At 62.2% G+C, this 15,190-nt stretch carries 14 protein-coding genes; 8 read left to right on the top strand and 6 right to left on the bottom strand.

What is annotated here, in order from left to right; all coding sequences use genetic code 11:
- Positions 1 to 4 precede the first annotated feature (4 nt).
- Together HX793_RS13155 and dinG are read right to left on the bottom strand one after the other, a co-directional pair.
- Positions 5 to 2,302: a beta-galactosidase gene (locus HX793_RS13155; RefSeq protein WP_177096420.1), complete on the bottom strand. Its 2,298-nt coding sequence runs from the start codon at positions 2,300 to 2,302 to the stop codon at positions 5 to 7.
- A gap of 89 nt (positions 2,303 to 2,391) precedes the next feature.
- The gene (gene dinG, locus HX793_RS13150) at positions 2,392 to 4,536 is read right to left on the bottom strand and encodes an ATP-dependent DNA helicase DinG (protein ID WP_177096418.1); all 2,145 of its coding nucleotides are present in this window, start codon (positions 4,534 to 4,536) and stop codon (positions 2,392 to 2,394) included.
- Positions 4,537 to 4,635: 99 nt separating this feature from the next.
- On the opposite strand from dinG, the gene HX793_RS13145 reads away from it, so the two are divergent.
- Complete coding sequence (locus HX793_RS13145) at positions 4,636 to 5,100, top strand: CopD family protein (RefSeq protein WP_177096416.1); 465 nt, start codon at positions 4,636 to 4,638, stop codon at positions 5,098 to 5,100.
- A 57-nt stretch (positions 5,101 to 5,157) separates the two neighbouring features.
- Here the strand turns inward: HX793_RS13145 and HX793_RS13140 are convergent, their stop codons facing one another.
- Together HX793_RS13140 and HX793_RS13135 are read right to left on the bottom strand one after the other, a co-directional pair.
- Complete coding sequence (locus HX793_RS13140) at positions 5,158 to 5,916, bottom strand: collagen-like protein (protein ID WP_177096414.1); 759 nt, start codon at positions 5,914 to 5,916, stop codon at positions 5,158 to 5,160.
- 160 nt (positions 5,917 to 6,076) lie between these two features.
- Positions 6,077 to 6,772 (bottom strand): PA1041 family peptidoglycan-binding anchor lipoprotein, encoded by a 696-nt coding sequence (locus HX793_RS13135; RefSeq protein ID WP_177096413.1) that lies wholly within the window; start codon positions 6,770 to 6,772, stop codon positions 6,077 to 6,079.
- A gap of 190 nt (positions 6,773 to 6,962) precedes the next feature.
- On the opposite strand from HX793_RS13135, the gene HX793_RS13130 reads away from it, so the two are divergent.
- The 4 genes from HX793_RS13130 to HX793_RS13115 are packed head-to-tail and all read left to right on the top strand — an operon-like array spanning position 6,963 to position 8,641.
- The gene (locus HX793_RS13130; RefSeq protein ID WP_177096411.1) at positions 6,963 to 7,460 is read left to right on the top strand and encodes a DUF6231 family protein; all 498 of its coding nucleotides are present in this window, start codon (positions 6,963 to 6,965) and stop codon (positions 7,458 to 7,460) included.
- 4 nt (positions 7,461 to 7,464) lie between these two features.
- Entirely contained in the window at positions 7,465 to 7,935 is a 471-nt protein-coding gene (locus HX793_RS13125; protein WP_177050861.1) for a YchJ family protein, read from the top strand.
- Positions 7,936 to 7,955: 20 nt separating this feature from the next.
- On the top strand, positions 7,956 to 8,438 hold the full coding sequence (locus tag HX793_RS13120; RefSeq protein ID WP_016975046.1) for an LEA/WHy family protein: 483 nt from the start codon (positions 7,956 to 7,958) through the stop codon (positions 8,436 to 8,438).
- Positions 8,435 to 8,641 carry an SEC-C metal-binding domain-containing protein gene (locus tag HX793_RS13115; RefSeq protein WP_034137262.1) on the top strand — a complete coding sequence of 69 codons (207 nt, stop codon included), beginning with the start codon at positions 8,435 to 8,437 and terminating at the stop codon, positions 8,639 to 8,641. Before HX793_RS13120 ends, HX793_RS13115 begins: the two co-directional genes overlap by 4 nt.
- A gap of 24 nt (positions 8,642 to 8,665) precedes the next feature.
- On the opposite strand, the gene HX793_RS13110 is transcribed toward HX793_RS13115, so the two are convergent.
- On the bottom strand, positions 8,666 to 10,081 hold the full coding sequence (locus HX793_RS13110) for an ATP-binding protein (protein WP_177096409.1): 1,416 nt from the start codon (positions 10,079 to 10,081) through the stop codon (positions 8,666 to 8,668).
- On the bottom strand, positions 10,078 to 10,788 hold the full coding sequence (locus HX793_RS13105; RefSeq protein WP_177050859.1) for a response regulator: 711 nt from the start codon (positions 10,786 to 10,788) through the stop codon (positions 10,078 to 10,080). The genes HX793_RS13110 and HX793_RS13105 overlap by 4 nt, the downstream gene beginning before the upstream one ends.
- 198 nt (positions 10,789 to 10,986) lie before the next feature.
- On the opposite strand from HX793_RS13105, the gene HX793_RS13100 reads away from it, so the two are divergent.
- The 3 genes from HX793_RS13100 to HX793_RS13090 form a co-directional block, all read left to right on the top strand.
- A complete protein-coding gene (locus tag HX793_RS13100; protein WP_177096407.1) occupies positions 10,987 to 13,368 on the top strand; it encodes a TonB-dependent receptor in 2,382 nt (793 codons plus the stop codon).
- Between the two features lie 3 nt (positions 13,369 to 13,371).
- Positions 13,372 to 14,052, top strand: a complete 681-nt coding sequence (locus HX793_RS13095; protein WP_177096404.1) for a Fe2+-dependent dioxygenase — start codon at positions 13,372 to 13,374, stop codon at positions 14,050 to 14,052.
- Positions 14,053 to 14,080: 28 nt separating this feature from the next.
- The coding region (locus HX793_RS13090) for an ABC transporter substrate-binding protein (RefSeq protein WP_177096403.1) at positions 14,081 to 15,190 on the top strand (1,110 nt) is incomplete at its 3' end.

Below are 15,190 nucleotides of genomic sequence, written 5' to 3'. Positions count from 1 at the left end.
TCAATCAATGGCCATTCCCTGAGTGCCCGCCCGCGTGCCCGGCGCCCTGCCCCGGGCCTTTGCCTTCGTGCCCGGCCCTGCCGCCTTCGCTTTCACGCACGGCACCGGCTGCCTTGGCCTTTTCCGCCTCCTTGCCCAGTTGATCGACCGCTGCCAGGTTGCTTTTGCGCACGCTGTCGACAAAGCCCTGGAACGGCACGTCGGTGATGCCCACCAGGCCAAAGTGGCCGTTTTCACCGTCCAGTAAGCGCCCGGTTGTCGGCTGATCCAGGTACTGGAACCAATGCACGCCGACAATCGACGGCTCGGCCATGGCCTGCTTGAGGAAGTTGCCGTACGCCACACCGCGGTCCTCTTCCTTGGCCAACTGCGTCACGCCGCCCCAGAACGGGCCACGGTCAGCCGAGCCGAAGTTGAATTCGGTGATCAGCACCGGCTTGTCCAGCGCACGCAGGGCAGCGAAGTCATAACCGTCCTGCGGCTTGAGGGTGTACATGTTGAAGCTCAGCACATCGCAATACTGGGCGCAGGACGCCACGGCTTCCGGCGTGCTCACGGCGAAACGACCGCCCAGCAGCAGCTGGTTCGGCGCATGCCATTTCAGCGAGTCGGAAATGGTCTTGAAGTAAGCATCGGCAAAGGTCTTCTGGAAGTATTTGAAGTCCGCTTCGATCTCCGGGTGCTCGGGGTTGGGCATCGGCGGCTCAAAGCCCGGATCTTCCATCAGCTCCCAGCCCTTCAATTCGATACCCCAGGCTTTCGACAGGCCTTCTTCGTTACGGTACTTGTCGCGCAGTTGCTTGAGGAACGCGCGCTTGGCCGGGACATCGGTAGTCATGCGCAAGGTGCCGTAGGCCAAGGCATAGCGGGACTTAGGATCATCACCTGGGCCGGCCCAGGCCAACTCGTTGTCGGCAAAGAAGCCGATCAACCACGGATCATCACGGTGATCGCGGGCAGCGATGGCCACGGCGCGCTCGGTGGCCATGGCGAAGCGCGGGTCGAACGGATCGGGCATGCCGCCCCACCAGTCGGTGCCGGTGCTGATGCTGGTGTAGTCGCCGACGATCGACAGCGGCAAGGTGTAGGGCACGCGATCGGCACGGGCCAAGTCGTCATCGCTCCAGTTGCCCACGGTGTTGAAACCCCAGGCTTGCAGGCGGTCGAGGGTGTGAGCGGTCCAGCGCTTCTGGTCAAACCCGTCACCGCCATAGGTGCGTTGCAGGTTGGCGCCGTAGAAATCGTACCAGCGCCCGGCGCCAAAACTGCGGCCTTCACCCGCGCCGTTGCCGGTGCGGTTGTCGCCACTGCCGTAATACTTGTCGAACGGTTCGCCGGCCTTGGGCAGCGCCGCGAACATCCATTCACGGCCGGACACGTAGGTCTGGTTGTTGTCCGGGGCCACGGTATTGACGCCCAGCGAATAAAACGGATGCCCCTCCGGCGTCACCAGGTACCAGCGCCCATCGCGCTTCTCGGTGCGGAAAAACCCGCTGGCGTCGAACGCCGGGCCTTTGTTCCAGCCACCGTACTTATCCAACGAGGACTTTTCCCGCGTGGCCAGCCAGCCTTGGAGTTGCTGTTGCTCCTTGGCAGCGGCGGCCTTGAGTTGTTCGTCGCTGCTGACTTTTTCCGGCCAGCGCGCACGGGTGGATTGACCATAGGCATCCACCAATTCGCTGTAGGCAGCCTTCAACACCGGCTCGCTGTCCTGCACGCCAAAGCGCTCCAGCAGGATGCTTTGGGCGGCGTTGGGCTTGATCATCGACAAGGTCACCGAAACCACCTGGCTGCGGTCGATCTCACCCGCGCTGCTGGCCAGCAAAACGCGCTGGCCGTCTACGGTGATCGGCATCGGTGGGCCGGCCTTCATGCCCTGGCTCAACGGCGAGTTGGCCTGCAACGGCACCAGCAGAGTCTGTGCCGGGCCCGCCGGCAGGTCGATGCGACTGACCAGGGTACGGCCGTCGCTGCTCTGCACCTTGACGTAGAGCGTCAGCGCCCAATCCATCGCGCTCTGGATGCGCAAACTCATGGCCCCCGACTGGGACCAGTCCCAGGCGCCGGTTTGTGGGCTGAGTACCAGGCTCGGTTCGGCAGCCGGGTTGAAGGTGATGCGGCGCAACACTTCGCCTTCGGGGGTCTGCTCGGCGTTGTACTGCGGCAGGCTGGCGTCCTGGGTCGCCACCTTGACCACATCAGCGGGCCGGACGAAGTTGAACAAGGTCTGTTGCCCGGCAGGCGCGGCCATCAAGGGCGCGGCGAACAACAGGGCAAAAAGGGCGGGCAGCGTGCGAATCATACGAGCAAGGTTCTCCCAGACGGCCGATGAATGGCCTGATGAAATACAGTGAGATAGACCACGAAGTGGGCGAATCCGCCCACGGTGGATTAAGAAATTTCGCGCCTGAACGGCGGCAATGCATTCAGGATAGCCTTGCCATAGCGCTGGGTGACCAATCGGCGGTCGAGCAAGGTAATGGTGCCCCGGTCCTCTTCGGTACGCAGCAAGCGACCGCAAGCCTGGACCAGCTTCAAGGAAGCGTCCGGCACCGAGATCTCCATGAACGGGTTACCGCCCCGTGCCTCGATCCATTCGGCCAAGGCCGCCTCGACCGGATCATCCGGCACCGAGAACGGGATCTTGGCGATCACCACGTGTTCACAGTAGGCGCCGGGCAAGTCCACCCCTTCGGCAAAGCTCGCCAGGCCGAACAGCACGCTGGAGTCCCCGCCATCCACCCGCGTCTTGTGCTTGTTGAGGGTTTCCTGCTTGGACAGGTTGCCCTGGATAAACACCTGCTTGCGCCAGTCACGGTCGAGGCCGTCGAACACGTCCTGCATCTGTTTGCGCGACGAGAACAGCACCAGCGTTCCGCGCGAACCTTCTACCAGCTCCGGCAGGTCACGGATGATCGCAGCCGTGTGGGCCGCCGCATCCCGTGGGTCGGCCTTGAGGTCCGGCACCCGCAACACACCGGCATCGGCATGATGGAACGGGCTCGGCACCACCGCAGTGACGGCCTTTTTTGGCAGGCCGGCGCGCATGCGGAAGCGGTCGAAGGTGCCCAGGGCGGTCAGCGTAGCGGAGGTGACCAGGCAGCCGTAGGCCACGTTCCATAGGTTGCGGCGCAGCATTTCCGCCGCCAGGATCGGGCTGGCGTTGACCTCGATGTCGAACAGCGCACCGCTTTCCGACAGGGTCAGCCAACGCGCCATCGGCGGGTTGTCTTCCGGGTCTTCAACGGTGAAGGCCGTCCACAACTCCCAGTTGCCCTGGGAACGGGACAACAGGCTGCCGAACAGTGGGTACCATTCCTCGGCCTGGTTGCTGGCGATGCCGATGTTGACCTCGCCGTCCATGCCCTCTTTGAGCAGGTCGGTGAGACGAGTGAACAAGTCGGTCAGGCGTGAGAACCCCTTCTTCAGCTCAATGCCCATTTCGCGCATGTGCTCGGGAATCAAACCGCCGACGAACCGATGACGCGGCCGCTCACGGCCTTCGACGTCTTCACCGGGTTTGAAATCCGCCACCTGTTCGCAGGCACTGAACATGAATTGCTGCTGGGTCTTGATCTCCCGCGCCAGCTCCGGCACCTGTTCGATCAGCTTGCCCAGGTCACCGGGCAGCGGGTGCTGGGCCAGCAACTTGGTGAGGTTCTTCGCGGTGGTTTCCAGCCAGTCGGCAGTGGAACGCAGGCGCGTGTAGTGGGCGAAGTGGCCGATAGCCTTGTCGGGAAGGTGATGGCCTTCGTCGAAAACGTAGAGGGTGTCACGCGGGTCGGGCAGCACGGCGCCGCCGCCCAGGGCCAGGTCGGCCAGGACCATGTCGTGGTTGGTGACGATCACGTCGACCTTGCCCATGCCTTCGCGGGCCTTGTAGAAGGCACACTGGCCGAAGTTCGGGCAATGACGGTTGGTGCACTGGCTGTGGTCGGTGGTCAGGCGCGCCCAGTCGGAATCTTCCAGGGCAGTGGGCCAGCTGTCGCGGTCGCCGTCCCATTTATTGCCGGCCAGTTTCTCGATCATGCTGGTGAACAGCTTCTGGCTGACTTCATCCACCTCGATCTTGAAGCCTTCTTCTTCGAACAGTGACGCGGTGGCGGTTTGCGCGTGGCCTTCCTGTAGCAGTACGTCGAGCTTGGACAGGCACATGTAGCGGCCACGGCCCTTGGCCAGGGCGAAGGTGAAGTTCAAGCCGCTGTTGCGCATCAGGTCAGGCAGGTCTTTGTAGACAATCTGCTCTTGCAGGGCGACGGTGGCGGTGGCGATCACCAGGCGCTTGCCGGCGGCCTTGGCGGTGGGGATCGCGGCCAGACTGTAGGCCACGGTCTTGCCGGTACCGGTGCCGGCCTCGACGGCCACGACCGCGGGCTCACCCTCGCGGCGACCTTCGTCGTCGGTGTCGATATCCCCGAGGACCTTGGCCACTTCGGCGATCATCAGGCGTTGGCCATAGCGCGGTTTCAAGCTCTTGGCTTCGAGAAAACGCGAGTAGGCGCCCTGGATCGTGGTTTTGAGTTCAGTGCTGATCATGGATAGTCGGGCGCAAAAAACGCTGGATAAATTTTCAGTGGTTCGGATCGGCGGCTATCATACCCCGCTAATGAATCCCGCGCAGAACGGAGTACCACAATGACCGCGTTTAGCCTCGCTTACACCCTGCATGTATTGGCCGCCCTGGTCTGGGTCGGCGGTATGTTTTTCGCCTGGATGATCCTGCGCCCCGCCGCTGTGGCGGCACTTGAGGGCCCTGCCCGGCTCAGGTTGTGGGCGAATGTGTTTCAACGTTTTTTCGTGTGGGTGTGGATCGCGGTGGCGATTTTGCCGATCAGCGGCATCGGCCTGCTGCAACTGCGCTTCAATGGGTTTGAGACGGCGCCGCGTTATGTGCAGGTGATGATGGGCTTGTATCTGGTGATGACGGCGTTGTTTATCCGTATCCAGGCGTTGAAATTCCCGGAATTGCGCACGGCGGTGGCGGCTGAGGACTGGCCGGTGGGGGCTGCGGTGCTGGGGCAGATCCGCCGGTTGGTGGGGATCAATTTGATCGTGGGGTTGCTGGTGGTGGCGATTGCTTCGGCTCGGCCGATGTTCTAAGGGTGTTCTTTAGGGCCTCTTCGCGGGCAAGCCCGCGAAGACGTCAGCCCGAACGATTCAAAGCCGCTGAATAGTCACAGTCCCCGCAGGCCCAGCCGGCCCCGGCTGCCCTTCCAACCCTGGGCGGCCCTTCTCGCCACCATCGGCGCGGTACACCAGGCAGCCTTTGGACTGGCCACCCTTGCCCGGTTTGCCAGCAGTGCCGGCCAAACCACCGGGGCCACCGTCCACCCAGACCTTGATCTGCTGCGCCGGGAAGTCCTGCGGCAACTCGACCCGCACCTGCGCGCCTGGCGCGCCAGGCAAGCCATCACCGCCGTTATCGCCATTGGCGCCGCGACCGGCCGAACCCCAGGTGCAACCTGGGTCCACGCCATTGGCACCGTCCAACCCGGAATAACCCTGGGCACCGGCGCCGCCGCGAGCGTCTACCGAAAGCTCCTCTGCCGACAGGGAATTGATGCGCAAGGTCAGATCACGCCCGGCCTTGGCCGGTTTTTCGTGGGTGCCGGGCGCACCGCGCGAGGTGATCTGGCTGCCGTGGTCCAACTGCGCATGGCGCACCTGCAATTGCAGCGCGGTGTTGCCGGGCACAATGGCGATGCGTGCTTCGCGGCCCAGGTGCAGTTCATCTACCGTGACTTGGCTGATGTTGGCGGGGATCAGCAAGGTGCCGTAGTCCGCCACTTCCAGACGCTCCAGTTGCAGCACGCTGGTGCTATTGGGCAGGCGCATCAATGAGTTGGGTTCCACACTGACGCTTTGAGCCAGGGCAACGGGGCTGACCAACAGGGCCAGCAGTAAAACCTTACGCATCGTGGAGCTCCCCTGAAAATTTTCAAAAATTATTTCTAGTTTTTCTTTGGACGCACAGTAACGACTTCCACAGGCGCTTTGCCAGTGAAGGATCAAAAAAGTTGATAAAGGGGGAGGATTGGCAGCAATGCCCCTGTGGATCGCACAGGGGCAAGGGCCGTCAGCGGTTGATCTGGATTTCCGTGCGGCGGTTCAAGGCGCGGCCATCGGCGGTTTTGTTATCCGCGACCGGGTGGCTTTCACCCGCGCCGGTCACCGAGACAAAATTGCTGCGCGGCACACCGGCTCCAATCAGGTATTCCGTGACCGAATGGGCGCGTTTTTCCGAAAGTTTCTGGTTGTAGGCGTCTTTGCCGACGCTGTCGGTGTGGCCACTGACCCGCAACTGGGCGCTCGGGGCTTCCTGTTTCAAGCGCGTGGCGATGGTGTCGAGCTTGGTTTTGTCCGCCGCCGTCAGCTTGGCCGAGTCGAACTGGAAGTGCACATCGCGGATCACGATGGTTTCTTCCTTGACCACGACCACCTCCTCAACCACGGCCGCAGGCGGTGCCGGTGGGCAACCATTGGCATCCACCTGCACGCCTTTTGGCGTGCCTGGGCACTTGTCGCGGCTGTCCGGCACACCATCACCGTCTTCGTCACCATCGCCGTGCACCCAGCAATAGGCGCCGGCCATGCCGCCGATCAGCAGCGCACCAGCGCCCGCGTAGGCCGAGCTTTCAGTGGCACCGATCGCCGCACCGGTCACACCGCCGATGGCAGCACAGGTGGGCCAATCGGTTTTTTGCAAACCTGCGCAACCTGTCAATACTCCGGTTAGCAGAACCAAGGGTAGAGCTGTCCGCATGATGCTCATCTGATTTCTCCTGAGGGGATCGGCGGGGGCCGATGGGTGGAGTAAAGACGGCTCTTTTCATCTGCGCCACTACGCCGCGCCCCTGTATTCATTGAGGATCGCCGCGCCTGTAGGACTTTTCACAGCCGCCCGCTCTAGGCCCGCACGCTCAGCCGCGCTAGTCTCTACGGTCCTGATGTGAGGATCTCTGATGACCGCCGGTATTTCTGCCCGTACGCCCCAGCAAGCCTTGGCCGCCTTGCTCGATCTGCACCAGCCCAAACGCCTGCTGCTGTTGGGCGCCAGCCAGTTCCCGGCGCTGGAGGCTTTTCAAAAAGCCCACCCGGATACCCAGGTGTCCGTCGCGGCACCGGGCGCGTTGCCCATAGAGCTTGCCGCACAGCGGTTTGACCTGGCGCTGGTGGTGGACTGCCTGGAGCACCTGTCAAAACCGCAAGGCCTGACCCTGCTGGGCGGCATCCGCAATCTGAATGCCAGCCGCATCGCGGTGCTGGTGGACCTGGGCGCCTGCGACTGGAAGGACACCGACTTCTTCTCCCTGGCCCTGCAGGCCGGCGAGCGCTTCCAGCGTGATGAGCAGGTTCTGACGCTGTTTACCTACGATCTGCTTGACTATAAACAGGTGCCGGACTGGCTCAACGCCCGCTTCTGGGCCAACCCGGAAAACTTCGGAAAGTATTGGTGGTAACCCGATGAGTACATCCATTTGCCCCTGCGGCAGTGGCAACCTGCTGGATGCCTGCTGCGGTCATTATCACGCCGGCCATCCGGCACCTTGCGCCACCGCGTTGATGCGCTCGCGCTACAGCGCCTACGTGCTGGGCCTGGTGGACTACCTAGTCGCTACCACGCTGCCCGCGCAACAGGCTGGTCTGGACCGAAATGCCATCGGCGCCTGGAGCGCCCAAAGCACCTGGCTCGGCCTGGAGGTGGAAAGCTCCGAGGTGTTCGGCGGCCAGCCGGAACACGCTTTCGTGACCTTCACCGCGCGTTGGCATGACAGCACTGGCGAACATAGCCACCGCGAGCAGTCCTCTTTCGTACAGAATGAAGGGCGCTGGTACTTCATCGACCCGACGGTGGAAGTGAAGGCCGGGCGTAACGATGCCTGCCTGTGCGGCAGTGGGCAGAAATTCAAGAAGTGCTGCTCCAGCTACCTCTAAACCCTCAAAGGATTAACGCCATGCTCCGGATGTACAGCTTGCTGCTGGCGTTGACCCTTGGCCTTACCGGCTGCGCCTCGTGGTTCGAAGACGATTCCCCGCCGCCCCACGTTTCCCTGGTCAAAGTCGAAGTGGTGCGCGCCAAGTTGCTGGAGCAGAAATTCAAGCTGTATTTTCGCGTGGACAACCGCGACGACGCCGACCTGACCGTGCGCGGCCTGATCTACAAAGTGACGCTGGATGATTTTGTGCTGACCGAAGGCGAGTCCAACGAATGGCTCACCGTACCGCCGCGCAGTCATAAGTTTTTCCGGGTGTCGGTGCGCACCAACCTCTGGCCGCAGATTCGCGATGTGGTGCAGATGCTGAAAAATCCTGACCGGCCGGTGCCCTATCGCCTGGAAGGTGAGCTGAAAACCGGATTATTCATCGGTTATGACGTGCAGGTGAACCACAATGGCGAGATAATCCCCGGCGATTTTATTCCGGAGCGACATCGATGACTCAGCAACCCCATGTCCATGGTCCTGACTGCAACCACGATCACGATCACGATCACCATGATCACGACCACGGCCATGTCCACGGCCCGAACTGCGGCCACGCTCACCAGGAGCCGGTGCGCAATGCCTTGAAGGACGTGGGTCGCAATGATCCTTGCCCGTGCGGCAGCGAGAAGAAATTCAAGAAGTGCCACGGGGCTTGATGCCCTGATCCCCTAGAAGCCCGCTTATTTTGTGGTGAGCGGGCTTGCCTGTGGCAAGCCCGCTCGCCACAAAAGCAGTTCCACTTCCAGCCCCCCACCTTCCCGATTACGCAAACTCAACCGCCCGTCATGCGCCTTGGCGATGGTGTGAGCGATGCTCAACCCCAAGCCATACCCGCCGGTCTCGGCATTGCGTGAGCCTTCCACCCGATAAAACGGCTCCATCACCTGTTCCAGCTGTGCCTGGGGAATCCCCGGCCCTCGGTCGCTGATGACGATCTTCAAGCTATCCGCCTGGTCCTCGACCCGCACCACCACCTCACTGCCATAGCGCACCGCGTTCTCCAGCAGGTTCTGCACACAACGCTTGAGGCTGCGGGCGTACCCTGGCAGTGGCTGTCTTGCCCGACCTTCGATCACCACGTTTTCGCCTACGTCCTGCAGATCCGCCTGCAAGCTTTGCAACAGGGCATTGATGTCGATGTTCTGCCGCGCCTCGTTGATTTCGCCACTGCTGACAAAATCCAGGGTGCTGGCGACCATGTGCTCCATTTCTTCCAAGTCGCTGCGAAAACGTTCCTTCGTACGGTTGTCTTCCAGCATTTCGGTGCGCAGGCGCAGGCGTGTGATCGGTGAACGCAGGTCGTGGGAAATAGCCGCCAGAAAGCGCGTGCGCTCGGCGATGTTGGCGATCAACCGCTGTTGCATCGCATTAAAGGCCTGAGCGGCGCGGCGCACTTCAGTAGGACCGTCCACCGATAACGGCGGACGCTGGATATCCCGACCCAGGGCTTCGGCCGCCTTGGCCAACGCGTTAAGCGGGCGGATCGCCAGGCGCACCGCCACCAACGCGATCAGCACCAATACCAGCACCCGCAACAAATAAATGCGCATGACGTAATCGAACAACAGATCCAACGGTGAGGTACTGGTCCAGCCCTGTTCTTCGCTGGCATCCACCTGCAACCAGCGGCCGTCGGGCAAGCGCAGGTCGATCAGAAACTGCCCCACCACCGGTTTGGAACCCAGCAGGGTCGACAACCCGGCGGTCTGCCCTTCGCCATCCACCAACGACAGGCGCAACAGGATCAGCGTCTGGGCATAGCCGGTTTTTTCCGACAACACCTTCTTGATCAACCGTTCGGTCGGACGGTCGCTGTCGTGAAGTGTGCTGGGCGTGTTACTGGCCTGATCGCTGAGGGTCAGGCGGAAGGTCGGCGTGTCGAGCATCTTGATCAACAGGTCCGCCTGTTGCGGGTCGCTGTGCACCAGGCGCACCACGTCCGCCAGGCGCGTGGCGATCAACCGCGCGGGGATTTCCAGCACCTGCCCGTGGCGCCGGTCGTACCAGATGCTGCTGGTCAGCGCCTGCGCCGCGAGCATGCCGCTGACCAGAATCAGCACCAGCCGCCCGAACAACGAACGCGGCAGCAGTCTCACGACTCCAGCACCACGTCATCGGCGGTGAGCATGTAGCCTTCGTTGCGCACGGTCTTGATCAAATGGGCCGGCAGCTGCGAGCGCAAGCGGCTGACGCACACGTCGATGGAACGGTCGAACGGTGTGCTGTCCTTGTCGAACACGTGGTTGAGCAAAAAGTCGCGGCTCAGCGGGCGATTGGGGTGCTGCAACAGCAGGCGCAACACGCGGTAATCCGAGTTGCCCAGGCTGACGACTACGCCCTGCGGCGAGAGCAACTGCCGCGCCCGCGTGTCGAGCTGCCAGCCGGCGAAACGGATGCTCGGCGCCTCATCCAGGCGCGCGCGGTCGGGAAAGCTCTGCACCCGGCGCAACACCACCTTGATCCGCACCAGCAGTTCACGCGGGTCGAACGGTTTGGGCAGGTAATCGTCGGCGCCGATTTCCAGGCCGACGATGCGGTCGATCAACGAGCCTTTTGCCGTGAGCATCACCACCGGCGTGTTGGAGTTCACCCGCAGTTCGCGGCACAGGCTCAGGCCGTCTTCGCCAGGCAGCATCAGGTCGAGGACGATCAGATCGATGACATTCAGCGCCAGACGACGGCGCATTTCCTTGCCGTCGGCGGCGGTGGACACCTGGAAGCCAGCGTCGCTCAAGTAGTCGCAGAGCAACTGGCGGATTTGCGGGTCGTCATCAACGATCAGCAGGTGGTCTTGCTTGGCCATGGGCAGTCAATCCGAAAAACAATGAAGCGCAGCAAATAGCCGAAAGTTCAGCCAGCCGTGCAGGCAAATGTAATGGAATGTTGTAGGAAACCATAATCACGCACCAGCGATACAAACCTGGGGTATGGCAGGGGAAATCGCTCTTTAGACTACCGAACCTAAATGAGAGTAATTGTAATTTAGACTCGGAAGCCACTCATGTCATTGCCCACACCTCGCAGCCGCACCCTGCACACTACCCTGGCACCGATGTTCGGCCTGCTGGCTGCCGGCAGCGTCGCACCGGTTGCCTTGGCTGACGCGCCAACGGCCACGTCCAACGATTCGGTGCTGAGCCTGCCGGAAATCAAGGTCGGTGGCGAAGCCACCTCCACGTTCAAAGTGGACCGGGTGACCTCGGCAAAAATCAGCCAACCGCTGTTGGACGCCCCGCAAAGCGTGACCATCGTGCCGCAGCAGGTGCTCAAGGAGCAGAACGCGCAGACGCTGCAAGAAGTGTTGCGCAACGTGCCGGGCATTACCTTCATGTCCGGTGAGGGCAATCTGGGCTGGGGCGACCTGTTTTCGATTCGCGGGTTTTCTTCCGAGCAGAGCCTGACCGTCGACGGCGTGCGCGATGCGGGCATGTCCACGCGCACCGACACCTTCAACCTGCAACAGGCGGAAGTGTTCAAGGGCACCGGTTCCATCGAATCCGGCGTGTCTGCCGTGGGTGGCAGCGTCAACCTGGTGAGTAAAGAAGCGCACCTGGGTGATGCCAACCGCGTGTCCGCCGGTATCGGCACCGATGCCTACCGACGCCTCACCGCCGACCTGAATAAACAGATCAACGACACCACCGCCGTACGCGTCAACCTGATGAAGCACTACAACCAGGTGGCCGAGCGCGACGACGTGGACTACGACCGCTGGGGCATTGCCACCTCGTTCGGCTTTGGCTTGGGCACCGACACGCGCTTTTTCGTCGACACCTTCTACCAGAAAGACACCAACACCCCGGACGGCGGCGTGCCGATTCAGCGTGGGACGAATGGCGATCGGATGCCCGGCGTGAAGCGCTCCAACTGGTACGGCGACTCGAGCCTCTACACCCAGGAGAACAAAACCACCTCGCTCACGGCGCGCTTCGAGCATGACTTCGACTGGAATGACGCCAACCTGCGCAACCAGACGCGTTGGGAACGCAGCGACAATTTTGCCGTGCTCTCCCCGGCGCGCTTCTTCGCCGCGAACGCCAACGGCCAGAAAACCTGCACCGGCACCCGTTGTGCGACCTTGGGCTACACCGGTGTAGGACCGATCAGCCAAGTGCCGGGCAGCACGGTGAATGCCTACACCGACTACGTGAACAACAGCAACACGGCCTACGGCATCCTGCGCGGCAGTGACTTCGGGTTGTCCAAGCGCTACACCATCCTCGACAACCAGACCGACTTCAACTTCAACCTCACCACCGGCAGCCTGCAACACGCCGTGGTCAGCGGCCTGGAGTTCTATCACGAGACCTACGGCGGCCTGAAACGCAACGCCAAGGTGCCGGCTGGCAACATGCTGTTCGACATGAACGACCCCAGCCACAGCTTCGCCAGCACCTACGTGACCAAAGGCGAAGGCGACCCGCGCTCAGTGATCGACAACGCCGGGATCTACCTGGGCGACACCATCACCCTTAATGAGCAGTGGCAAGTGCTGGGCTCGCTGCGCTATGACAACTGGCGCGCACAAACCAGCCAACGCGGCCAGGCCAGCATCAGCAGCACTGACGGTGCCGTCAGCGGTCGCGTTGGCGCGGTGTTCAAACCGCTGCCCAACGGCAGCATCTATGTGTCCTACAGCGAAGCGGCGCAGCCGTCGGCACTGGGCGCGTCGACCAATAACCAGATCTACGGCGCAGCCAGCACCAGCAACTACAGCCCGGCCAAGTCCAAGACCTATGAATTGGGCACCAAGTGGGACATTGCCCACGACAGGCTCAATGTCACGGCGGCGATCTTCCGTACCGAACTGGACAATGCCTGGGAATACCAGGACGGCGAATCCGCCCCGGTACGTGCCTTGCCCGCCAAGCGTGTAGACGGCATCGAACTGGGCCTGCAAGGCAATATCACCCCGCGCTGGACCGCCTACAGCGGGTTCTCGGCACTCAAAAGCACCCAGACCAAGGGCATCAACAAGGGCGCCGAAGCCAAGAACGTCCCGGACCTGACCGCCAACCTGTGGACCACCTACGCCGTCACCGACGCCCTGAGCCTCAGCTACGGCGAGCAATACGTGGGCCGACGCCGCTACACCGACAACAAATACGTCGGCGGTTTGAACAACAACAGCAGTTACGCCAACGGCCCGTCCGGCGTGTACGCGATCTACACCCGCGACCACGAAAAAGCTCCCGGCTACTGGCTAAGCAACCTGGCCGCGCAATACAAAGTGAACAAGGACACCACGGTCAACCTCAACCTCAACAACGTGTTCAATAAGTTCTACTACAGCCAGGTTGGCGCCTCCCTCGATGGCTTCCAGCTCTACGGCATCCCAGGTGCCGGGCGCACCCTCACCGCCAGCGTCGACTATGAGTTCTGAAGCGTGCTGATCGAAATCCCGGCGCTGCTCAGCGCCAGCGAAGTCGAAACCACCGTGACCACCTTGCTCGATCAGCCCTGGGTTGACGGCAAGGTGACCGCCGGACAGCGCTCGGCCATGGCGAAAAACAACCGACAGTTGTCGGAAGATTCGCCAATGGCCCTGCGCATCGGTGAGCAGATTCTGGCGCGGCTGTCGGACAACGCGCTGTTCATGTCGGCCGCCTTGCCCAAGCGCATCTACCCGCCGCTGTTCAACCGCTACAGCGGCGGTGAAGCGTTCGACTGGCATATCGACAACGCTATTCGCGGCATCAAGGGCGTGCGCGAGCGGGTGCGCACCGACATCTCCGCCACGCTGTTCCTGGCCGACCCGGCCAGCTACGACGGCGGTGAGCTGGTGATCCGCGACACCTTTGGCGAGCACGCGGTGAAGCTGCCCGCCGGCCACCTGCTGATCTACCCCGGTAGCAGCTTGCACAAGATCAACCCAGTGACCCGCGGTGAACGCATCGCGAGTTTCTTCTGGATCGAAAGCCTGGTGCGCGAAGACAGCCAGCGCCAGTTGCTATTGGACATGGATGTGGCGATCCAGACCCTCACCGCCCAAGACGCCGACCACCACGCGCTGCTGCAACTGAGCGGCGCCTATCACAACCTGTTGCGGCGCTGGAGCGATGTCTGATGCGCCGCCTTCACCTGGAGCCCCTGCCATGTTGAAACCCCGTCACCTGCTCAAGCTGGGCGTGCTGTTCGGCGCCCTTGTCCTCGGCTATGCCGAAACCGCTGCCGCCCATGAAGTCACCGACGTGCTGGGCCGCAAGGTCGAAGTGGCTGACACCGTAAAGCGCGTTGTCCTAGGTGAAGGCCGGTTGATTTCGGCGTTTGCGTTGCTGGACAAGGACGCGCCCTTCCAGCGCATCGTCGGCTGGCAGAACGATTTGCGCCTGCTCGACCAACACACCTACAACGCCTACGTGGCGAAATTTCCCACAGTGAAAGACATCCCGCTGATCGGGCAAGCGTCGGAACAAAGCGTCAGCGCCGAGGAAATCCTCTCGTTGAAACCTGACCTGGCGGTGTTCAGTATTTCCGGTCACGGCCCGACCGAACACAGTCCGGTCGCCGATGTGCTGGCCAAGGCGGGCATTCCGGTGGTGTTCGTCGACTTCCGCATCAACCCGGTGCAGGGCACTCACACCAGCATGACCGCGCTGGGCCAAGCATTGGGGCGTGAAGCCCAGGCCAAGGCGTTCCTGGGTTTCTATGACCAGCACATCAAGGTGATCACCGATGCGGTCGCCACCTTGCCGGCGGGGCCGCGCCCGAGTGTGTTCCTCGAACTGCTGGCCGGCGTTTGGCAAGCGCCGGGGCATACCACCGGCAAGAGCGGCATGGGTGAAGTGATCAAGCTGGTGGGCGGGCGCAATATCGCCGCCGACGTGGTGCCGGGGGCGCTGGGGGATATCAGCGTGGAGTACGCGCTGAAAGCGGATCCGGATATTTATGTCGCCACCGGTAACCACAAGCCTGGGCTGATCCTGGGGGCTGGCGTCAGCAACGACGAGGCGCGTGAAGCCTTCGACCGAGTGCTGGCACGCCCGGAATTCGCCAACCTTCGCGCCATCCGAGAAGGCAATGCCCACGGCCTGTGGCATGACTTCTACAACTCGCCGTACAACCTGCTGGCGATTGAGTCGCTGGCCAAATGGGTGCACCCAGAACTGTTCGCCAAGCTGGATCCGCAGGCGACCATGGACCAGATCAACGAGCAGTTCCTGGGGATGCCGTTGCAGGGTGCCTATTGGATCGACAGCAAGCCC

Origin of the sequence: Pseudomonas reactans, assembly GCF_013387025.1 — a bacterium.
Classification (GTDB): Bacteria; Pseudomonadota; Gammaproteobacteria; order Pseudomonadales; family Pseudomonadaceae; genus Aquipseudomonas; species Aquipseudomonas reactans.
The sequence above is the reverse complement of the archived record's forward strand: the minus strand, read 5'-3'. Positions and strand labels throughout refer to the sequence as shown.